Origin of the sequence: Streptomyces sp. NPDC048171, from assembly GCF_043202655.1 — a bacterium.
Taxonomy (GTDB): domain Bacteria; phylum Actinomycetota; class Actinomycetes; order Streptomycetales; family Streptomycetaceae; genus Streptomyces.
Map to the genome: position 1 here is coordinate 111,805 of NZ_JBIDAU010000017.1, position 20,486 is coordinate 132,290.

Below are 20,486 nucleotides of genomic sequence, written 5' to 3' on the forward strand. Positions count from 1 at the left end.
CCGGCTCCCGGGCCGGCCGGCATTCCGGGCCGGATCGTTTCTGCCGGGCCTGGGTCTCACGCGAGCCGCATCCCGTAGAGGTCGAAGCTGCGCCCGTCGCGGTAGCGGTCCACGAGATGGGCCGCCAGTTCCTGGGTGACGCCGTCCGGCAGGTCGGGCACGTCCAGTCCCAGGCGGCGGCCGAACCTGGTCAGGGCGGTCAGCGCCCACTCGGGCTCGGCGAGCAGGTGGCCGTCGGGGGTGGCGGGGCCGGCGTTCTCGCGGACTCCGAGGCAGGACGCGGCCGCGAGCAGCAGGCAGTACCGGTCGACGAGGACGTAGGCGGCCGGTGCGAGCGCCCCGGTGTCCGGGCGCTCCAGGAGGGCGGCGCACCGTTCGGCGAGGCTGTGCACCTCGGCGGCGAAGGCGCGGGCGAGGTCGGCGAGCGCGGCCCACCTGGGGCCGCGGTCCCGGGTGCCGTCGAGGCGGGCGGCGGCGTGGGGCAGTGCGGCGAGCAGGCCGTCGCAGCCGCTGTGCGGATCGCGGGGTTTGGCGTCGAGCCGTGTGAAGTCGAGCGTGCTGTGCCCGGCACCCGGGGTGAACAGGGCGCCGGGTGCTTCCTGCCCGCTGTCTGCGTCGCGGGCCGTGTGGGCGAGGGTGCGCAGATGGGGGACGAGGACGGCCTGGGTGTCGGCGGTGCCGGCGTGTCCGAGCCCGGCCACCGGCAGGTCGCGCACGAGTTTGGGGAAGCCGCCGTAGGCGGGGCCGGTGTCGTAGCCGCGGGCGCCGAGTACCGCGGCGAGTTCGTCGAGGTCCTCGTGGAGCAGTGCCGACACGGCGTACTTGACGGCGGCGGAGGGAACCAGTGCGTGCTGGGGCGCCAGGTCGAGCAGCCTCAGACCGGTGACGGCGAGGCTGTCGCAGGCGAGCAGGTCGGCGAAGACTCCGGCGAGCACCCGGCCGCGGCGCCCGCGCAGTGTCAGGCCGCGCCGGGACTCGCTGACGGCCCGCACGGCGTAGCGCAGCGCGCTGTCCATTCCGCCGACCAGAGCACCGCCGGACACCAGCGCCCGGCTGACCTGGAAGGTGCGCAGGGAGAGGCTGACGCCCTCGCCCCGCTCTCCCACCAGGGCGTCGGCGGGCACCGGGCAGTCCTCCAGGCGCAGCCCCGCGTAGTGGGCGCCGCGCATGCCGTGGGTGCGGGCGCGGGGCAGCCGGTGCACGGCGTGCGCCGGCAGTCTGCCGGTCTCCAGCAGGAACACGGAGTGGCTGTCCGGGCCGTCGCCGGGCGCGGTGCGGACGTAGGCGACGAAGGTGTCGGCGCGGTCGGCGTTGATGACGACGTCCTTGCGGCCGTCGACCACGTAGCCCTCGGGCGCGGGCCGTGCGGTGTACTCGCCGCGCAGGATCGCGTTGGCGTGGGCGAACTCGCGGTGCAGGATCGTGATCCGGCCGCCGCCCAGCAGCAGCGACGCGGTGTCCCGGCGCTGGCGCTCGTCGCCCGCGCTCCACACCACGGACGCCGCGAACAGGGCGGTCACCCCGGCGCCGAAGCCGAGCGCGACGTCCCTGCGGAAGACCGGCCGCAGCACCTGGGTGAGTGCCTCGACGCCGGTGAAGCGGCCGCCCAGGACGGTGGGCACGAACTCGGCGGCCAGTTCGAAGCGGCCGAGCAGGTCTTCGGTGGCGGCGGGTGCCTCGCGCCGTTCGTCGGCGGCGAGCAGCGCCTGCTGGCCGTGCGGGTTGCCGTCGTCGAAGGGGTCGCCGAGCAGGTCCTCGAGGTCCCGGGCCCGGGCGGCTGCGTCAGCGCAGACCCGTGGGAGCCGGGTGTGAGCGGCCAAACCCGCGGCCGCGGTCGTGCCCCGGCCCGCGGTGAGAGTGTCGTTCACGTGCGACCTCCAACGTCGGCCCGTCCGGCGGGGGCAAAAAGGGGGGGCAAGAACAGCGCGATGAGCGGGAGGGGTGCGGCCGGCACGAGGCGGCGGCTCAGGCCCGGCGGGCCGGCGCGCGCTCGGCGTGCTCCCTGGCCAGCCGCAGCGCGACGCCGCTCTGTCGGGCGAGCCGGGAGCGCAGGGCCTTGCGTGCGAGGCGTAGCGCGTGGCCGCCGTCGCCGTACCGCTGACGGACACCGTCCTCGTCGAGGACCGCGTGGTGGCGCGCGACGACGGTGACCCCCGCGCCCCAGGGGTTGGGTTCGACCGACCACTCCCCCGTGTGCGCGGCGAGCAGCGCCGGCTCCTCGGTGTCCCTGATGTCCTTGTAGACGATGCGCCCGGCGTGCGGGAACCCGATCCGTACCGATTCCGTCGTCCGCGCACTCCCGTCGGCGCCGTCGAGTTTTACGGTCATCAGCTGCACGCCGGGCCCGCGTTCGGCGATGTCGATCCCCTTCGCGCCGGGTACCGCGTCGGGCCGGTCGCCGAACCGGTGCAGGAAGTCGTAGACCGGCTCGACGGGGGCGTCGACGCTCACGGCGTCCTCGAAGGACAGGACCAGGTCGTCGAGGCGGCGCCAGCGCTCGGCGAGCTGGCGGAGGTTGTCCAGGGCGGCCCGGCTGTTGGCGGTGGTGGCCCTCTTCACCCAGTCCACGTCGGCGCGCGCGTTGTCGGTCACGGTGAAGTCGTTGCTGAGGATGACCAGGGAGCGCTCGGGGCCTCGCGGTTCGACCCTCCAGCTGCCGCCCATCGAGGTCACCGGCCGGGGCAGCACCTCCTGGCGGAAGTCGACCCGGTGCGCCACCGGGTCCAGGACACGTCGGGTGGTCCAGGACTTGACCTCGCCGTTGGCCGTGACCCACATCCGCAGCCGCTCCGACTCACCGTCGAACTCGAGCTGTTCGACGTGCAGGGTCGGCGGCAGGAACACGGGCCAGCGCAGCGCGTCGGCGATCAGGCCGTAGAGCACGCCGGCGGGGGCGTCGACCTCCGCGTGCTGGGCCATACGGTGCACAGGCGCGAGATACATCCCCACACCTCTCTCGTCTCGGCGTCCGGAAGGCGGGACGGGCCGCCGTGGACGCCGCCCGCCCGTTGGTACAGGCTCGCCATGGACTGTGTCCTGACCCGGTGGAGAACGACTCGTCCGCTTCTCGAACACCGCTGGACTCCGCAGTGGAACACGAGACGCCCCCGCGCACGACGACCGCGCCGGACGCCGGATCGATCAGGGCACGACCTCCCCGCCCCACCCTGCGGCACCGCTGCCGCACACCGGTGTCCGCACACCCGCACCGGGCGGACACCCGCACCGGGCGGACGCCCCGCCACACCGCCCCCGCACCCGCACCCGGCCCGGCCGCTCGTCCGGGCGCTCTGCGCACCCCACGACCGGACCCGGCCACTCCCCCGCCCCGCCGCCGCGTCACACCGGCACCGGCCCACAGCCCGGCCACTCCCCCGCCACGCCACACCGGCACCGGGCCCACAACCCGGCCGCTCCCCCGCCGCCCACACCGTTACCGGCCCAGAGCCCGGCCGCTCGCCCCCGGAGTTTTCCGCCCCACGGGCGCTTCCCGCAGCGGGTGACACCACGTCGGGTCACGGAACACCGGCCCCCGCGGCCGTCACTGCGCGGGGGCCTCCGGCCCGGGTCACCGAACGCTCGACTGGGAGTCGAGAGGACGTCAGACCATCCTCGAGGGGCCGCTTCCAGCCTGACCGAAGTGGCACGACGATCCGCCGACCGAAAGGGGGACCCTCGATGACGATCGCCCGGCGTCTGCTCCGGTTGTCCCGCGCCCTGGCCACCACTGTCTGGCAGTCCATGGTCGCCGTCGGCGCCGTCCAGCTCGCCGGCGAGACGGCCCGCGCCGACAGCCGCCTGGTGGACGCGCCTGCGCCGGGTCACCCCGAACGCCTGCGCCCCGACGTGCCGTTGACCGCGCTGGAGCGTGCGCTGCTGAAGGACATCGGCCCGGCACGCTGACGGACGCGGTGCAGCCGCCGGGCCGTCGCCGGGTCAGGCCGCGTACAGGTCGAAGGTAGAGGTGCGCCGGGGCCCGGACGCCAGGTCCAGCTGGGGGTCCACGGCGAGGATCGCCTGGTGCAGCCGCTGCAGCTGCGGTGAGGGCTCCACGCCCAGCTCGTCGACCAGGCGCCGGCGCAGCCGGTGGTAGACGTCGAGCGCGGCGGCCTGCCGCCCGCAGCGGTAGAGCGCCACCATGGCCTGGGAGTGCAGCCCTTCGTGTTCGGGGTGGCGGGCGATCAGGTCGGTGAGTTCGGCGGTGACTTCGGCGTGCCGGCCGGTCCTGAGGTCGGCGTCGATGCGGCGCTCGCGCGTGACGAGGCGGCTCTCCGCCAGCCGCATCGCCTCGATCTCCAGGACCGGGCCGACGGGAACGTCGACCAGCGGGGGCCCCTGCCACAGGCTGAGCGCCGCGCGGTAGGTGCGGGCGGCCCGTTCGTCCTCGCCGTCCTCGAAGGCCTGCTGGCCCTCGGCGACGAGGCGTTCGTAGGCGTGGACGTCGACCGCCTCGGCCGGTATCTGCAGCAGATAGCCGCCGTGCCGGGTGGCGAGGACGTCCTTGGCGGTGCCCGGGGCGCCGGGCCCCATCGCGGTACCGAGCCGGCGCCGCAGCTGGAGGATGTAGGTCTGCAGGGTGGTCAGGGCGCTCTGGGGCAGTTCGGTGCCCCAGATCTCCTCCATGAGCGTGGGCACGGGCATGACCCGGCCCGGGTAGAGCGCGAGCAGGGCCAGGATCTGGCGCGGCTTCCCGGCCGTCGGAACGATCGACATCCCGTTGACGTCGGCACTCAGCGGACCCAGAACACGAATCTCCATGGCTTCCTTCCCCGTACCTCGACAACTGGACTCGGCTTTTGAGCCGGCGTTCGAACCGGTGCCCGAGGCTCGGTCGATATTGCGCCACGCGGGGGCCCGCTGTCCTTACCCCACGACGGATGCACGAGGCCCGCCGTATCCCGCCGCAACCGCCCGCCGGCCCCTTCGTCGAGGAGTCATCGAGCGGAATCCTTGCGGCCCCTCTCCCAGCAGTTCCTGCCGCATGCGCGGCACGCCCCCCCTTCTTTTCGAATTCTGCGAGAAGCGGGAGCGGCCCCCCGTTGTGCGGGCCCGTGCACGGAGCCGTCCTTTTACCCCTCGCCCGGGCCGGGCGGGGCGGCCACACCGGGAAAGGCGGCGTGAGGGTGCGGCGGCCGGACAGGGAAACCTGGTTCTGTTGACGGAATCCGACACCACTTGTCGCTCAGGGCCGAGAACGCCGTGTTTCGCCGGAGGGCGATGTTTGTGAGTTCTGGCAACGCTTGAGGGGTTGCGGTGGGAGCATTGACGTGCTCTGCGGGATGAGGCTGCGATGGCGCCACCGAAATCCAAGGTCGACTTGTACGCGGCGATCCGCCGTGACGCTCGGGCAGGGATGTCGTACCGGGCCTTGATGCGTGAGTACGGAGTCGGATTTCGCACGGTGAAGGCCGCGTTGGAGTCGGTCTGGCCGGAGGCCCGGAAGAAGCCGCGGCCGCGCGGGACCCGCTTGGATGCCTATAAGCCGTTGATCGACGCGATGCTCCGAGCGGATCTGGATGCTCCGCGCAAGCAGCGTCACACGGTCAAGCGGATCTTCGACCGGCTCCTGGACGAGCATGGGGCGGAGGCGGTGACCTATCCGATGGTGCGGGCCTATGTCGCCGACCGGCGGCCCCAGATCGCTGTTGAGGCCAGCCGCGGGGTGGTACACGCGTTCATTCCGCAGTCCCACCGGCCGGGGCCGAGGCGGAGGTGGACTTCGGTGACGTGAAGGTACGCCTGGCCGGTGAGCAGGTCACCTGCTTCGTGTTCGCGATGCGCTTGTCGTATTCGGGCAAGGCCGTCCACCGCGTCTTCGCCTCCTGCGGCCAGGAGGCGTTCCTTGAGGGTCACGTCCACGCTCTCAGCGTGCTGGGCGGCGTCCCGACCGGCAAGGTCCGCTACGACAACCTCCGCTCTGCGGTTTCCCGGGTGCTGAGCTCACGCTCCCGCGTGGAGAACGAGCGGTGGACCGCGTTCCGGTCGCACTTCGGCATCGATGCTGCGTATTGCCTGCCCGGCATCGAGGGCGCTCATGAGAAGGGTGGGGTGGAGGGGCAGATCGGCTGGTTCCGCCGCAATCACATGGTCCCCGTCCCCGAGGTCGCCTCCCTCGCCGAGCTCAACGCAATGATCGAGCAGTGGGACGAGGACGACGAACGGCGCCGGATCGGCTCTCGGCCACGGCCGGTGAGCGAGTACTTCGCTGTCGAACGGCCGCTGCTGCAGCCGTTACCGGACGAACCCTTTGATACGGGACGGCTGTTCAGCCTGCGGGTGGACCGCTTCAGCCAGGTCAGTGTCCGCACCAATCGCTACTCGGTGCCGGTGCGGCTGATCGGGCGGACGGTGAGGGCGATACTGCACGCGTCCGAGCTGGTGGTCTACGACGGCCAGCAGGAGGTCGCCCGTCATGAACGGCTGATCGCCAAGGGGAAGGCCCGGCTGGATCTGGACCACTACCTGGAAGCCCTGGTCCGCAAGCCCGGAGCGTTTCCCGGGGCCACCGCCCTCGAACAGGCACGTTCCGCAGGGAAGTTCACGCCCGTTCATGACGCCTGGTGGGAGGCGGCGAAGGCTTCCCACGGCGAGCGGGACGGCACTCGGGCCCTGATCGAGGTCCTGCTGATGGGCCGCCACGTCCCCCACGAGCACCTGGTCGCTGGGCTCGCCTCCGCGCTCAGGGCCGGCGCCCTGACCGCGGACGCCGTCGCCCTGGAGGCCCGGAAGGCTGCCGAAGCTGACGAGGTCGCGGCTCCGGTTGTCCCTGCGGAGCCGGAACGGACGAACGTGACTTCGCTGACCGAGCGGCGGCTGGCCCAGCTTCCGCCCGACACCCGGCCGCTGCCCTCGGTCGCGGCCTACGACCAGCTGCTGCGAGCCCGGCAGCCGGCCGACCGCCCCGCCATCCAGGGAGAGATGCCGTGACACTCAAAGGCCACCGCGGGCTGACCGAACAGGCCGCGACCGCCGCCGTCGACCAGGCATGCCGCATGCTCCGGCTGCCCACTATCCGGGCCCAGTTCCCCGACCTGGCCGAAGCCGCCGCCCGCGACCAGATGTCCTATCGCGGCTTCCTCGCCGAACTGCTGATGGCCGAGTGCGACGACCGGGCCCGCCGACGCTCCGAACGGCGCATCAAGGCGGCGCAGTTCCCGCGGGAGAAGTCGCTGAGGGCCTTCGACTTCGAGGCAAACGGGAACGTCGACGCAGCCGTCATTCACACTCTGGCGACCTGCGAGTGGGTCAAGAAGGGCCTGCCGCTCTGCCTGATCGGCGACTCCGGCACCGGCAAGTCCCACCTGTTGATCGCGCTCGGGACCGAGGCCGCCCTGGCCGGCTTCCGGGTCCGCTACACACTTGCCACCAAGCTGGTCAACGAGTTGGTCGAGGCGGCGGACGAGAAGGTCCTGACCAAGACCATCGCCCGCTACGGACGCGTCGATCTCCTCTGCCTAGACGAACTCGGCTACATGGAGCTGGACCGCAGGGGCGCTGAGCTGCTGTTCCAGGTGCTCACCGAACGCGAGGAGAAGAACAGCGTTGCCATCGCCTCCAACGAGTCATTCGGCGGCTGGACCAGGACGTTCACGGATCCGCGGCTCTGCGCGGCCATTGTCGACCGTCTCACCTTCGGCGGAAACATCATCGAGACCGGCACCGAATCCTACCGGCTCGCCAGCACCAGGGCGGCCCAAGGGCAGGACGTCGCCGCGAACTGATCACCTCTGGCGCTCCGCCGTGACCGGCCCTTTCTCGCAGGTCTGAGTGTGCAGTCAGACAGCTCGCCTGGTTCTACAGGTCGGCCACGAGAAGCCGGTAGCCGGCATCGAGGGCTTCGCGATCGAGCAGGTCGGCATGGCGTTCGTGCCACCGGCCGGAGGAAAGGTCGTCTGACAGCCGGGCCAAGCCCGGCTGGAGAACTTCGTCGCTGGTCTGAGCTAACAGCGAGATACCGGCCCGCACTTCCGGGTCGAGGTATGCCTCCGGTCGGCGCCAGAAGGCGGCGAGGAATCCGTCGGTGCAGTCGTGCGGGACGGGGACGGTTTCGATGCGCGCGCCTCCCAGCAACCTGGACAAACGGTCGACCGCGACGGCTCGTGTGTCATCGAACGCGGCTGCTTCGGGCAAGTACTCCTCCAGCAGCCAGAACCTGTGGTTGATGTCGGGGTCGAAGGTGAGGACGACGATCCGTTGCCGGGCGATGCGGAGGAGTTCGCCGATGCCGGCTTCCAGGTCGCTCCAGTGGTGCACGGTCAGGAGGGCCATCGCCGCATCGGCCGAGTCGTCGGCGAGAGGGATCGACTCCGCGGATGCTTCCAGGGCCGGTGCGGATCCGGCTGGGCGCTGGGCGATCATCACTGAGCTGGGTTCAACAGCCAACACCGTGTGTGACGGTTCGTAGGAGCCGGTGCCGGCGCCTACGTTGATCACAGTGGTGGCACCATCGAGGGCTTGATGGATCCTGGCGGCGATTCGGGGGTCCGGTCGCCGGGTGTCAGCGTAGGTCGCACCGATGCGGTTGTAAGTCGCCACACCGCACAGTATGCGCTTCCCGCTGACACCGGGAAGAGCTCGCAGCGTTGTCAGTTCTCATCGACATTTTCGAGCTGTCTGATCGCCAACTGCTACCCGAAACCGTCGACAAACGTTGCCCGCTTCCACTGACGAAACCAGAAACCCAACGCGCGGCGCCCGGCTTCTTGTTCACGCCTACCGTCCGGCAGCCGGAATCCGGGAAAAGGGGGGCGCCGGCTCGTGGGCCGGCAGCGGGAATCGCCCCCCCTTCCCGGGCGGCGTCGCCCTCTGTTTCCGAACGGCCCACCCCTCCCAGGCCCGCTTTCCCCCGTACGGGGCTCAGGGCGCCGCCCACAGGGGGGCAAGACCTGCCGGGGCGGCGGAGCACAGCCCAGCGGCTCACCGGCGGACGGAGGGGCAGGGCGGGCACCGCATCCGGGCGGACGGAGGGGGCTGCACCGCAACCGGGCGGAGGGGGCGGTGCCCGCAACGGCCCGGGCGGGCCGGCTGCGTCGGCTGCCGGCACCACCGCGCCCGGGCCTCCGGGGGCCGCGAACCGCACCGGGCTGGGACCGCGGCCCAGCCCTGCGGCCGCGTCCTGCGCCCCTGGCGGGCCACCGCACAGGCCGGGAGGGCCAGGACCGGGGAGCGGCACGGGCCGGGAGAGCCAGGATGACGGGGGGACCGGGACGGCCGGGACGCTGCAGGTCGGGTTGGATCTGCTCGACCGAATCGCCGTTCGTACGGCGCCGCAGCACGGTGTGATGCATGTCGTCGGTGATGACGGGCGGCCGGCCGCCGTGCTTGCCCTTGCGGGCTGCCGCGTCGAGCCCTTCGAGGGTCGACTCCCGGATGTTCTCCCGCTCGGTCTCCGCCATCGCGGCGAAGAACGCGGACAGCAGACGACCTGGTCCGCTGGGGTCGTACATGCAGGGCAGCGGCCCCGCTGTTGTGGACGCACGTGAACCCCTACGGGCGGTTCGAGCTGGATATGAACAGCCGCTTGGAGCTGGACCTGGCCGCCAGGGCCGCGAGGGTGCCCGGCCCGCGTACCCCTGAGGTCCACAGCGCGGCGTCCTTCGCGTGACTGGCGCCGGGCTTACGGCGGAGGCATGGGTCGGGCGGGCGCGCCGCTGCGCGTACATCCTCTGCTCTCAGCCGTCGCCGGTGGCGTGCTTCAGTTGGTCTTCGCCGACTCGTCGAAGAACCTGACGATCCGGGGCAGGGCTTGCCGCACCGATCCGTTGTGGTCGTGGTCGCCGACGTCGGTCAGCCGGCGTGCGGCGCCGTTCCTCGTCAACTGGTCGGCACAGTACGCCGCGTGACTGAAGTCGACGTCCTTGTCGCCCCGGCCGTGGAAGATCTCCACTGGTACGTTCGGCCGCCAGTCGCATGTGTTATCCATCGGGTGCAGCTTGTCCTTCAGGACTCCGTCGGGCTTGCGGATTTTGTTCAGGAAGTCCTCGGTGAACAGGTCCTTGGAGGCCGCCGGGAGTTCGCTGACGATCTGCCCGGCGGTGTGATGGCCGTCGAAGAGACCCTCCACCTTGCTGTCGTAGGGGGAGCGGAAGACATCGCCGGGTGACGTGTAAAGGCCGTACATCTTGTTCCAGGCGGTGACGAAGTAGGCGAGGTAGATGCCGGATTTGGCGATCTTGTCGTCGGCCGCGGCGGCCTCGAAGGCCGAGAGGTTGTAGGGGCCGCTGACCGGGGCGAGTGCCCCCAGCCGGAAGTAGCGGTCGGCGCCCTCCTGCTGAAGCGCCCGGCCTACCAGCATGGTCGCGGGGCCGCCCTGCGAGAACCCGCTGACCTGAACCTTCCGCTTCAGCTCCCGGCCGTTTCGGTGGGCGAAGGTCCGGGCCGCGCGCAGGCCGTCCACCGAGGCCGCGACGGTGGCCCGAGGGTCACCGTACGGGTGGAAGCCTTCGCCCGAGCCGAGGCCCACGTAGTCGGGCGCCGAAACGGCCCGCCCGGTCGAGGCGAACAGCAGGGCGACGAGCCGGTCGTTCGACTTTGGATTCTCCGAGGCGACGTCCTTGCGGTAGACGGTGGTGCCGTGCAGCCAGGAGACGGTGGACAGGTGGCGCGCCCCGTTCTTGGGCAGGACGACGAGCTGGCTCGCGGTCGTGGGGGCGCCTGCGCTGTCGGTGGTGCGGTAGGTGACCCGATAGGCGGTCACGCCGTGACGGACCTGGGACGAGTCGATCTTTCCCCGGAGCTCCCCGGCCACTTCCTCGGCTGTGAGGTCGGCCGCTTGCTCGACGGAGACGACAGCCCCGCCTTGTACCCGCTCACTGTGGGAGCCGGCCGCCGCCGAGACCGGAGTCACCAGGGCGGACACACTGCCGAGGACCGCCGCACCAGCCAGAATCCGGATACGTGTTCGCCGTAAAGTCATGGATGGATCATGCCCGTCGGCCGCTCCGCTGGGACATGGAGCGACCCCCCGGGCCGCAAAGGGGGAAAACCCCCTCGGGGCCCGTAGGGGATGCCGGGGTGCCCTATCCCTTCGGGACAGGCCCTGTAATCCCGGCTCGGAGACCGGGGAGCAAGTAACCCGCTGGTAGGTTTCGAATGTTCAGTTGCCGACCCTCACTTCGACCGCAGACCTAAGCGTCACGCAGTGCTACACGCCACCTCGCCGTAGCTGTACGAGAACACGGCCGTTTCTGGCAGTGATGCGGCGTGCGGCTACGGCTCCGCGTCGGCTCTTGCGGGTCATGCGTGAGGCTCTTGACCCTCACGTGACGTCAGGCTGCATAGTCGGTGCCGTGGAAGATCACTGGACCGTGGGGCGCGTGGCCGAGTTGGCCGGCGTGAGCGTCCGCACGCTGCATCACTATGACGAGATCGGCCTCGTGCGTCCATCGGCGCGGACCGCAGGTGGGTACCGGGCCTACTCGGCGGGTGACGTCGAGCGGCTGAGGGAAGTGCTGGCCTACCGGCGGCTGGGCTTCGGGCTACGGGAGGTTGCGGAACTGGTCGGTGACTCTTCCACCGACGCGGTCGCGCACCTGCGCCGGCTGCGTGGCCTGCTGCTGGAGCGGCGTGATCGTGCTGACGCCATGGTGGCGGCCCTTGACAGGGAACTTGAGACACGGGCGAGGGGACTGAAGGTGACACCGGAGGAGCAACTGGGGATGCTCGGTGCACGGCTGTACAACGTGATCGGCGGTGCTTACACGGCAACGCGGCGTACCGAACCGCGGATCGCCGCACAGATCCTGGGCGCGCTCGGGGACGCGCGGACGGTGCTGAATGTCGGGGCTGGCACCGGCTCCTACGAGCCGACTGATCGCGAGGTGACCGCGGTGGAGCCGTCGGAGGTCATGCGGCGTCAGCGGCCTGCCGGCTCGGCGCTGTGCGTGGCCGCCGCCGCGGAGAGCCTGCCGTTCGAGGAGCACTCCTTCGACGTCGCCATGGCCGTCTCCACTGTTCACCACTGGGAGGACCCGATAGCGGGGCTGCGCGAAATGCGGCGGGTGGCGCGCCGCGTGGTGGTGCTGACGTTCGACACCGACGAGCCCGGATGGCAGGACCGGTTCTGGCTTACCCGCGACTACCTGCCCGAGTTCGCCACCGTCCTTGCAGAATTTCCCTCACTTGCGGGGATGGCCAACGCGATCGGCGCCCGCGCTGAGCCGGTGCCCATCCCGTGGGACTGCGCTGACGGCCTGTTCGAGGCGTACTGGCGCCGACCGGGAGCGTATCTGGAGGAGCACGTCCGCCGTGGGATGTCGGTGTGGACGAGGGTCGGGCCGGACGCCGAGCGGCGGGCCGTGCAAAACCTCCGCGACGACCTCGACTCCGGCCGATGGGCCGAGCGCAACAGCGATCTCGCCCACCTCGACACGGCAGACCTCGGCCTCCGCCTGCTCATAGCTTGAATGGGCGACGGTCCGGACTGACCCGGGCTACTCCTCCTCGTCACCGTCCTCGGGCGTGTCCGGGGTCCCGGAAGGGTCGCAGGCCCTGCCCGGGGCCGCTGGCGATGTTGTTGATCAGGTAGCGGTCCAGGAAGTTGATGTGCCGGTCCTTCAGCGGGGACAGGCGGGCGACGTCCTCGTCCTTGATGTCGTGGCCCTCGGCTCGGAGCCTCGCGACGGCCGCGTGGCCCGTCCACATACCGCCGGCTGATCGTCCTGGACCTTCGGGGCACCGGCCGGTCCGCGATTCCCAGGACACCTCCTCCTACCGCTGCGATCGCCTGGTCGACGATGTCGAGGCGCTGCGCGAGCGCCTCGGCCTTGCGCGGATAGACCTGCTCGGCCACTCCGCCGGCACGAACATTGCGACGCAATACGCGGCCCGGTACCCGGAGAAGGTCAGCAAGCTCGCCCTCATCGGCCCCAGTCCCCGAGCTGTCGACGTAGCGATCACGGGAGAGACTCGGCGCGAGCTCGCGCAGCTCCGGAAGAACGAGCCGTGGTTCCCGACAGCGTTCGCCGCCCTGCAAGCGATCACTGAGGGCACGGGCAGCGACTGGGAAGCCGTCGCCCCCTTCTTCTGGGGCCGGTGGGACGCCACGGCACAGAAGGACCACGCAGCCAGCCAGCCGAGCAACCAGGAAGCTGTCGCTCTCTTCGCGGCCGAGGGGGCCTTCAGCCCGAAGAGCACTCGTGCGGCGCTCGCCTCCTGCGAGGCTCCCGTTCTGTTGCTCACTGGAGAGTTCGATTTGAACAGTCCGCCTGTGGCCGCGGCCGAGTTCGCGGAAGCGGTCCCTGATGCCACGCTCGCGGTGCAGCCGGGAGCAGGTCACTATCCGTGGCTCGACGACGCCGACTGGTTCGTGGCGACCATGGCGGCGTTCCTCCGCTACATGACGGGTGGCGGCAGCTATACGAGAACACGGCCGGGAAGGTCCGGGGGCGAGGGTGAACTGCCTTTCCGGGAGGCGGCGTTGGGGTGCCGGGGAGGCGCCGGCCCGCCCCGGGAGGTGAACTGCCGCCTGGGCAGCCGGTGTCGGGTCCGGTGGGCGCACGGGGGGGGCGTCGGCGGGAGCCGTCGGCGCGGCCCGGTGCAGTCCGGGTGGGGGGAGGCCGGCCCGCCGCCCGCCCGGGTCGCGGGGGCGGGGGCTGTGCTGAAGCCGGCCCGCCGGTCCCGCGCGGGGGGGGCGGGGGGGGCCGCGGCCGGCGGGAGGGGCCTGACCCTGCGGTTGCGGCGGGCAGCGGCGGCGGCGGGGGGGCGCTGCCCGCTCACGGGCGGGGCGGGGTGGGGTGGGGTCAGCCCACGCGGGCCACGGCCCGGCCGGTGGTCTCCGGGCCGCGGGCCGGGGCGCTCTCCGCGGCGGCCGTCAGGATGGAGCGCTGGAGCCGGCTGATCGTCGTGGACGGTTCGAGTCCCAGCTCGTGCACGAGGGTGGCCCGCAGCCGCTGGTAGACGCTCAAGGCCTCGCCGCGCCGTCCCGAGCGGTGCAGGGCCACCATGAACTGGCCGTGCAGGCTCTCGTGCATGCGGTGCCGGTTGACCAGGACGGTCAGCTCGGACAGCAGTTCGCGGTGGCGGCCGAGTCTGAGGTCGGCCTCGATGCGCTGGTCCAGCGCGCACAGCCGCAACTCCTCCAGACGCTTGACCTCCAGGCCGAGCCGGCTGCCGGCGCTCACGTCGGCGAGCGCGGTACCGGTCCACAGCGACAGGGCCTCGCGCAGCCTGCGTGCGGCACCCGTGAAGTCCTCGGCGTCCACGGCCCGGTAGCCGGCCCCGGCACGCTGCTCGAACTCGCGGAAGTCGACCCGGCCGCCCCGGCTGTCCAGACGGTAGCCGCCGGGCAGGGTGACCAGGACGTCCTTGGCGGTGACGTCGCCTTCACCGCCGGCCGCCAGCGCCGCGGCGATCAGCTCGCGCAGCTGCAGCACGTACGTCTGCAGGGTGGTACGGGCACTGCGCGGCGGCTCGTCGTCCCACAGCTCCTCGATCAGGGCGGAGACGGGGACCACCCGGTCGGCGTGCAGGGCCAGCAGCGCCAGCACCTGACGCGGTTTCGGAGCGGTCGGTGTGATCGAGACACCGTGCTCGCGTACGGACAGCGCGCCCAGAACTTCGATGTCCACTGCCTTGTCCCCCTTTTTGAGTCCCATGCCGGTTGCTGCGGGTCCGTGCCGCGAGGGCCGCCGCTTGGACACCCGGAGGGCACCCGACGACTCTGGCTCGAAGACGATTAAAAAAACAGCACAGTCGGTTTGTCAATGGGAGTGACGCAGATCCGGCCACCTTGCCCCCGCGGGCACCGGCGCCGGAACACCGGGCACACACGGATGCCACCAGGACGGAAGGCCCTTCACACGACGGCAGTTGCCCCGCCGCGAGCGGAGATCTCCCCGGTGAGGGCAAGGCCGGTATGCCACGCCGGAGGGACACATTCCGGCCCCCGGCAGCTACTCCGTCCGGGGGCACGGACGCCCGGACGGGGCCGTCACCGCGGAGACAGCACTCAGAAAACAGGGCAGGCGGTCTTGTTATGGGCGGGGCGGCAACGGCGCCCGGCAGCGGCGTGGCGGACGGGCGGACGGGCAAACGGAGCAGGGCGGGCGGACGGAGCAGGCCGGGGCGCGGCAGAGGGCGCGCACAGCCCGCCTCCGCTGCCGGCGGCGGAGGCCCGGGGGCGGCGGAGGCCCGGGGGCGGGGGCGGAGGCCGGGGGCGGGGGCGGAGGCCGGGGGCGGCGGAGGCCCGGGGGCGTGGAGGCACTCACCCCCGGCCCGGGGCGGGGAGGCACGCATCCCGGGCAGGGCGGCGCCTGCGGGCGCCGGGGCTTGGGGCTTGGGGCGGGAGGCTGCGGGCACCACCGGACGCCACCGGTCGCCGCCAGGCGGGCCGGGGCGGGGCGGGCGCCACCAGGCACCACCGGTCGCCGCCAGGCGGGGCGGGCGGGGCGGGAGGCTGCGGGCGCCGCCGGTCGCCGCCAGGCGGGGCGGGCGGGGCGGGCGGCTGCGGGCGCCGCCGGGCGGGCTGGGCGGAGGGCTGCGGTGGGCTGGTGCGGGGTTCCGGCGGGCTGGTGCCGGCCGGGCTGCCGGGGCGCGGGGGTCCCCGGATGGCGGGGGGGGTCAGTGGGGGCGGGTGCCGGCGGCGGTGAGGCCGGTGAGGGCGGGGGCGGCGGCCAGGCGGGGCAGCAGGAGCTGCCAGAAGCGGGTGAGGGTGGTGTGGGAGAGCCACCGGGAATCGCGGGTGCCCAGTACCTCGAAGCCGGTCGTGGCGGCCACGACGAAGGTCGCGACGGCCTCGGGGGCGACCTCGCCCAGGACGCCTTCGCGGGCGGCGCGGGTGAGCGCGGCTCCCACCCAGGCGTGCCACTGCTGGTGCAGGCCGGGGCCGGTGCCGGTGCGGGCGCGGCCGCGGGAGAGTTCGAAGCCGGCGCGCAGGACCACGTCGGCGGCGAGGGCGCGGGCGAGGCCGTGGGAGGTGTTGACCAGCAGCTGCAGGGCGTTGCCGGCCTGCTCCCGGTGGGCCTGGAGGAGGGTGTCCAGCTGCTGGGCGGCGGCCTGCTGGACCGCGCCGGCCAGGGCGGCCTTGTTCGCGAAGTGGAAGTGGAGGGCGCCGTTGCTGACCTGGGCCAGGGAGCTGATCGCGGTGAGGGAGGCGGTGCTGTAGCCGTCGCGGTCGAAGACCGTGGCGGCCGCCGTGATCAGCGCCTGGCGGGTGCGCAGCGCTCGTTGCTGTCGGGTCATGGCGCAAGTGCTCCGTTACTGCGGCGGGTTGCCGTGCTTGCGGGAGGGCGGGTCGGCGTGTTTCGTGCGCAGCATCGCCAGGGAGGCGATGAGGACCTCGCGGGTCTCGGCGGGGTCGATGACGTCGTCGACCAGGCCGCGCTCGGCGGCGTAGTAGGGGTGCATGAGCTCGGCCTTGTACTCCTTGACCATGCGGGCCCGCGCGGCGGCGGGGTCGGGGGCGGCGGCGATCCGGCGGCGGAAGATGACGCCGGCTGCGCCCTCGGCGCCCATGACGGCGATCTCGTTGGCCGGCCAGGCGTAGGTGAGGTCGGCGCCGATGGACTGGGAGTCCATGACGATGTAGGCGCCGCCGTAGGCCTTGCGCAGGACCAGGGAGATGCGGGGCACGGTCGCGTTGCAGTACGCGTACAGGAGTTTGGCGCCGTGGCGGATGATGCCGCCGTGTTCCTGGCCGACGCCGGGCAGGAAACCGGGCACGTCCACCAGGGTGACGAGCGGGATGTTGAACGCGTCGCACATCTGCACGAAGCGGGCGGCCTTCTCGGAGGCCTCGATGTCCAGGACACCCGCCAGGGCCTTGGGCTGGCTGGCGACGACGCCCACGACCTGTCCGTCCAGCCGGGCCAGGGCGCAGATGATGTTGCCCGCCCAGCGCTCGTGGACCTCCAGCACCTCGCCGTCGTCGACGATCTCCGCGATCACCTCGGCCATGTCGTAGGGGCGGCTGCCGTCCGCGGGGACCAGCGCCGCCAGCCGCTCGCAGCGGCGGCCGGGCGGATCGGTGCACTGCACGCGCGGCGGATCGGCCCGGTTGTTCTGCGGGAGCAGGGACAGCAGGTAGCGGACCTCGGCCAGACAGGTCTCCTCGTCGTCGTAGGCGAAATGACACACCCCGCTCGTCTCGGCGTGCACGTCCGCGCCGCCCAGCCCGTTGTGGGTGATCTCCTCACCGGTGACCGCCCGGACCACGTCCGGACCCGTGATGAACATCTGCGAGGTGTCCCGGACCATGAACACGAAATCGGTCAGCGCCGGACTGTAGGCCGCACCGCCCGCACACGGGCCGAGCATCACACTGATCTGCGGGATCACCCCGGACGCCCGCGTATTGCGCTGGAAGATCCCCCCGTACCCCGCAAGCGCCGAGACACCCTCCTGGATACGCGCCCCCGCACCGTCGTTCAAAGACACCAGCGGCGCACCCGCCGCCAGGGCCATGTCCATCACCTTGTGGATCTTCGCGGCGTGCGCCTCCCCCAGCGCACCGCCGAAAATACGGAAATCATGCGCGTAGACGAAGACCCTGCGGCCCTCCACCGTGCCCCACCCCGTCACCACCCCGTCGGTGTACGGCCGCCGGCCCTCCAGACCGAACCCCGACGCCCGGTGCCGCCGCAACTGCCCCACCTCACGAAACGAACCCGTATCCAGGAGCAGCCCGATCCGCTCACGCGCCGTCAGCTTCCCCCGCGCATACTGCGCCGCCGTCGCCTCCTCCCCCGGCCCGGCCAGCGCCCGCGCACGGATCTGCTGCAACTCGGCAACACACCCCCGCCCGTCCGCCGGCCCCGCGGCCACCTGAGAAACCTCACTGAGGACTGTCACGATGCCTCCCTCCCGGGCACGACCGGCACGAACCCCCAGGCTAACAAACCGTCTGTGCGGTTTATAGGGGGGTGAGTGCCGTGCGCACACACATCAGCTGAAAAACGGCCCACCGAACACCAACCACCGCCCCCGCTCCCAGCCACGACCACAGCCGCAGCCCCCACCCCCGCACCCCCGCACGGAGCCACCCCCGGCCCCCCGCCAACGCCCAAACGGCACACCAAGAACGGGAAAGCAGCAGGACCTGGGGCCGAGCCCCGGCCCAGGCCGGAGCCTGAGCCTGAGCCTGGGACCTGAGCCCGGGACCTGCGCCTGCGCCTGAACCTGAGCCCGGGACTCGGCCCTGACCCGGGCCTGGGCCTGGGCCTGGGTTTCGGCCCCGGCATCCGGCCTGGGCCTGGAGTTCACTCGCGGTCTGAGGTTTGGGGTCCGGGTCTCGGCCCGGGCTTGGCCTGGAAATCTGGGGTCTGGATTGGGTCTCGGTCTGGAACTTGGGGGCCCGGGATTGGACCTGGACCTCGGATTCGGTCCGGGCCCGGGATTCGGTCCGGGCCCGGGCTTGGACTTCGACTTGGGTCTGCGCTTGGGTCCGCGCCCGGGCCTGGGCCCGGTCCGGGCCTGGGCCTGGGCACTGGGCTTGGGTCTGGGTCTGGGTTTCGGGCCTGGGCTCGGGTTTCGATCCGGGCGTGGGCTTGGGCTTGGGCTTGGGTTTGGGCTTGGGCTTGGACTTGGGCCCGGGATTCGGTCCGGGCACGGGCCTGGGCTTGGACTCGGACTTGGACTCGGACTTGGGCCCGAGCTTGGGCCTGGGCCTGGGCCTGGGTTTCGGGCCTGGGCTCGGAGTTCGATCCGGGCGTGGGCTTGGCTCTGGGTTTCGGGTCTGGGTCTCGGTATCCGGCTCTGGAATCTGGGTTTTCGGCCTCGGCCTGGGCTGGGCCTGGAGTTCGCTCTCGCTCTGGGTCTGGGCTTGGGTTTCGGGTCAGGGTCTGGGCCTGGGTTTCGGTCCGGGCTCGGGTTTCGGTCCGGCCCTGGGCTGGGCCTGGAGTTCGCACTCGCTCTCGGTCTGGGGTCTGGGTCGGGTCTCGGCCCGGGCTTGGGGGTCTCGGTCTGAGTCTGGGTCTGGGTCTGGGGTCTGGCGGCCCCTGCCCACCGGCCGTGCGGCGGACGGGGGGCGAACAGCGGCCGGGGGGTGGCGTGTTCCTGCCGTCGGCCGCAGAACGGACAGGGGACGGCGGACAGCAGGCAGCCGGGACGGCCGGGGGCTGTTACCGCCAGCAGTGGGGCGGGCGGTGGACCGCCCGGGGGCTCTCCGGCCGCCAGGACACGGCACCGGACGGCTCCTGCCCCACAGCCTCCACACGGCCTGCGGCCTGCTCCCGCCGGGCCAGTACCGCACACAGCACCGCCGTCAGCGCGGCCAGTTCCTGATCGCCGGCCCGGCCGCGCTCGATACGCAACGCCAGGGCCCGGGCAGCGGGTTCACCCATGTCCGCTCCTCTCCACAAGCGCCACCCTGCCCCGCCCCGCTGCACAACCGCCTCAGCCCCGCTCGAGAACCACTCGGCCCGCCGGCCCCCACCACCCGCCCCCACACGCCCCGCGCCAACTGCAACGACACACACCCACAGACCCCCACCGGGACCCGCACACCCGGCCCGCCCTCGACAACGGCTCGCAACATTCCCCGGCGGAGGATGCGATTCCTCTGGAAATCAAACCGGGTGGTCTCTATCTTTTGGGGCCTCCGCAGACCATCTCCGATCACGTTCTGGGGGAGCGATGACCGCGAGCACATTCGACACCGTCAGACCACCCGCCCAGCAGCCGGCACCCGCAGCCCGACCCCACCCGCCCCACCCGCCGCACCTGCCGCACCCGGCGGCCGTCGCGGGCCCCGGGCCCTGGACCTCCACCGTCCCCAGCGAACTCGTCCACCGGGCAGCCGTCGCCGAAGTCATGCTCACCAGCTGGAAACGCCTCACCGAGACCCGCTACACCATGCGCGCACAATGGCCCCGCGGCCACAGCTTCTTCACCCCCCTCAACGGCACCCACGACCCCCTCATCGCCGCTGAAACGATCCGCCAGGCCGGAGCCCTGCTCGCCCACGCCGAATTCGGCGTCCCCCTCGGACACCACTTCCTGCTCGAAAACATCACCCTCACCGTCGACCCCGGCCACATGCACGTCGGCCACGCACCCGCCGACCTCGACCTCGACATCACCTGCACCGACATCAAACGACGCGGCACCCACCTCACCCACCTGAACTACCACACCACCCTCTGGCGCAACGGACACCACACCGGACACGGCCAAATCTCCTTCACCGTCGTCACCCCCGCCGTCTACCGACGCATCCGCCCCCCACACGTCTTCACCCCCCAACACACCCCCCTCCCCCTCACCACCCCCCTCACCCCCCACACCGTCGGACGCCACCACCCCACCGACGTCGTCCTCACCCCCACCCCCCACCCCCACCACTACCAACTCCGCACCAACACCCACCACCCCACCCTCTTCGACCACCACAACGACCACATCCCCGGCATGCTCCTCCTCGAAGCCGCCCGCCAAGCCACCACCCACACCCTCAACCAACCCCCCACCCACCCCCACCACCTCACCGCCCACTTCACCCAATACGCCGAACTCGACCAACCCACCCACATCACCACCCACACCCCCAGCCA

Annotated in this window: 15 protein-coding genes and 2 pseudogenes; 6 read left to right on the forward strand and 11 right to left on the reverse strand. The window is 71.8% G+C overall.

The features are described 5' to 3' along the window. Window positions 1–56 precede the first annotated feature (56 nt). Window positions 57–1,868 (reverse strand): acyl-CoA dehydrogenase, encoded by a 1,812-nt coding sequence (locus ACGF3J_RS35850; protein ID WP_393855701.1) that lies wholly within the window; start codon window positions 1,866–1,868, stop codon window positions 57–59. A gap of 97 nt (window positions 1,869–1,965) precedes the next feature. Further along, window positions 1,966–2,943, reverse strand: coding sequence for an SRPBCC family protein (locus tag ACGF3J_RS35855; protein WP_393855702.1), 978 nt, complete (start codon window positions 2,941–2,943; stop codon window positions 1,966–1,968). 735 nt (window positions 2,944–3,678) lie between these two features. Between ACGF3J_RS35855 and ACGF3J_RS35860 the strand changes: the two genes are divergently transcribed. Continuing rightward, window positions 3,679–3,903, forward strand: a complete 225-nt coding sequence (locus tag ACGF3J_RS35860) for a DUF6059 family protein (RefSeq protein ID WP_393855703.1) — start codon at window positions 3,679–3,681, stop codon at window positions 3,901–3,903. A 33-nt stretch (window positions 3,904–3,936) separates the two neighbouring features. Here the strand turns inward: ACGF3J_RS35860 and ACGF3J_RS35865 are convergent, their stop codons facing one another. Then, window positions 3,937–4,758 carry an AfsR/SARP family transcriptional regulator gene (locus ACGF3J_RS35865; RefSeq protein WP_161326192.1) on the reverse strand — a complete coding sequence of 274 codons (822 nt, stop codon included), beginning with the start codon at window positions 4,756–4,758 and terminating at the stop codon, window positions 3,937–3,939. A 532-nt stretch (window positions 4,759–5,290) separates the two neighbouring features. Here ACGF3J_RS35865 and istA point away from each other — a divergent pair. Both istA and istB read left to right on the forward strand, forming a co-directional pair. Beyond that, window positions 5,291–6,927: pseudogene (gene istA / locus ACGF3J_RS35870) on the forward strand (IS21 family transposase). After that, window positions 6,924–7,721: an IS21-like element helper ATPase IstB gene (gene istB, locus ACGF3J_RS35875; protein ID WP_161326193.1), complete on the forward strand. Its 798-nt coding sequence runs from the start codon at window positions 6,924–6,926 to the stop codon at window positions 7,719–7,721. The pseudogene istA and the gene istB overlap by 4 nt, the downstream one beginning before the upstream one ends. Window positions 7,722–7,794: 73 nt before the next feature. On the opposite strand, the gene ACGF3J_RS35880 is transcribed toward istB, so the two are convergent. From ACGF3J_RS35880 to ACGF3J_RS35890, 3 genes are all read right to left on the reverse strand, one after another. Next, window positions 7,795–8,535, reverse strand: a complete 741-nt coding sequence (locus ACGF3J_RS35880; RefSeq protein ID WP_161326194.1) for a methyltransferase domain-containing protein — start codon at window positions 8,533–8,535, stop codon at window positions 7,795–7,797. Between the two features lie 92 nt (window positions 8,536–8,627). Then, window positions 8,628–9,662: a recombinase family protein gene (locus tag ACGF3J_RS35885; RefSeq protein ID WP_393855704.1), complete on the reverse strand. Its 1,035-nt coding sequence runs from the start codon at window positions 9,660–9,662 to the stop codon at window positions 8,628–8,630. Between the two features lie 32 nt (window positions 9,663–9,694). Further along, the gene (locus ACGF3J_RS35890) at window positions 9,695–10,915 is read right to left on the reverse strand and encodes a lipase family protein (protein WP_393855705.1); all 1,221 of its coding nucleotides are present in this window, start codon (window positions 10,913–10,915) and stop codon (window positions 9,695–9,697) included. Between the two features lie 391 nt (window positions 10,916–11,306). Between ACGF3J_RS35890 and ACGF3J_RS35895 the strand changes: the two genes are divergently transcribed. After that, window positions 11,307–12,404 carry a MerR family transcriptional regulator gene (locus tag ACGF3J_RS35895; RefSeq protein WP_393855714.1) on the forward strand — a complete coding sequence of 366 codons (1,098 nt, stop codon included), beginning with the start codon at window positions 11,307–11,309 and terminating at the stop codon, window positions 12,402–12,404. A gap of 40 nt (window positions 12,405–12,444) precedes the next feature. Here the strand turns inward: ACGF3J_RS35895 and ACGF3J_RS35900 are convergent. After that, window positions 12,445–12,630: pseudogene (locus ACGF3J_RS35900) on the reverse strand (Tn3 family transposase); the annotation flags it as partial. On the opposite strand from ACGF3J_RS35900, the gene ACGF3J_RS35905 reads away from it, so the two are divergent. Beyond that, window positions 12,590–13,837 carry an alpha/beta fold hydrolase gene (locus ACGF3J_RS35905; protein WP_393855706.1) on the forward strand — a complete coding sequence of 416 codons (1,248 nt, stop codon included), beginning with the start codon at window positions 12,590–12,592 and terminating at the stop codon, window positions 13,835–13,837. The pseudogene ACGF3J_RS35900 and the gene ACGF3J_RS35905 sit on opposite strands and share 41 nt — an antisense overlap. Here the strand turns inward: ACGF3J_RS35905 and ACGF3J_RS35910 are convergent. The 4 genes from ACGF3J_RS35910 to ACGF3J_RS35925 all read right to left on the reverse strand — a co-directional run bounded on the left by ACGF3J_RS35910 (window position 13,740) and on the right by ACGF3J_RS35925 (window position 19,277). Then, on the reverse strand, window positions 13,740–14,567 hold the full coding sequence (locus ACGF3J_RS35910) for an AfsR/SARP family transcriptional regulator (RefSeq protein WP_161331300.1): 828 nt from the start codon (window positions 14,565–14,567) through the stop codon (window positions 13,740–13,742). The genes ACGF3J_RS35905 and ACGF3J_RS35910 overlap by 98 nt on opposite strands. Before the next feature lie 991 nt (window positions 14,568–15,558). Next, entirely contained in the window at window positions 15,559–16,179 is a 621-nt protein-coding gene (locus ACGF3J_RS35915) for a ScbR family autoregulator-binding transcription factor (protein WP_393855707.1), read from the reverse strand. Window positions 16,180–16,194: 15 nt separating this feature from the next. Next, complete coding sequence (locus tag ACGF3J_RS35920) at window positions 16,195–17,787, reverse strand: acyl-CoA carboxylase subunit beta (protein WP_393855708.1); 1,593 nt, start codon at window positions 17,785–17,787, stop codon at window positions 16,195–16,197. 1,268 nt (window positions 17,788–19,055) lie between these two features. Next, window positions 19,056–19,277, reverse strand: a complete 222-nt coding sequence (locus tag ACGF3J_RS35925) for an acyl-CoA carboxylase epsilon subunit (RefSeq protein ID WP_393855709.1) — start codon at window positions 19,275–19,277, stop codon at window positions 19,056–19,058. A 292-nt stretch (window positions 19,278–19,569) separates the two neighbouring features. On the opposite strand from ACGF3J_RS35925, the gene ACGF3J_RS35930 reads away from it, so the two are divergent. Next, a partial coding sequence (locus ACGF3J_RS35930) for a ScbA/BarX family gamma-butyrolactone biosynthesis protein (protein WP_393855710.1) occupies window positions 19,570–20,486 on the forward strand: 917 nt, incomplete at its 3' end.

Coding starts and splice junctions, on each gene's coding strand:
- ACGF3J_RS35890 (WP_393855705.1), bottom strand. CDS start 10,915: ATGACTTTACGGCGAACACGTATCCGGATTCTGGCTGGTGCGGCGGTC.
- ACGF3J_RS35915 (WP_393855707.1), bottom strand. CDS start 16,179: ATGACCCGACAGCAACGAGCGCTGCGCACCCGCCAGGCGCTGATCACG.
- ACGF3J_RS35855 (WP_393855702.1), bottom strand. CDS start 2,943: ATGTATCTCGCGCCTGTGCACCGTATGGCCCAGCACGCGGAGGTCGAC.
- ACGF3J_RS35905 (WP_393855706.1), top strand. CDS start 12,590: ATGTCGTGGCCCTCGGCTCGGAGCCTCGCGACGGCCGCGTGGCCCGTC.
- ACGF3J_RS35925 (WP_393855709.1), bottom strand. CDS start 19,277: ATGGGTGAACCCGCTGCCCGGGCCCTGGCGTTGCGTATCGAGCGCGGC.
- ACGF3J_RS35860 (WP_393855703.1), top strand. CDS start 3,679: ATGACGATCGCCCGGCGTCTGCTCCGGTTGTCCCGCGCCCTGGCCACC.
- ACGF3J_RS35885 (WP_393855704.1), bottom strand. CDS start 9,662: ATGTACGCGCAGCGGCGCGCCCGCCCGACCCATGCCTCCGCCGTAAGC.
- ACGF3J_RS35865 (WP_161326192.1), bottom strand. CDS start 4,758: ATGGAGATTCGTGTTCTGGGTCCGCTGAGTGCCGACGTCAACGGGATG.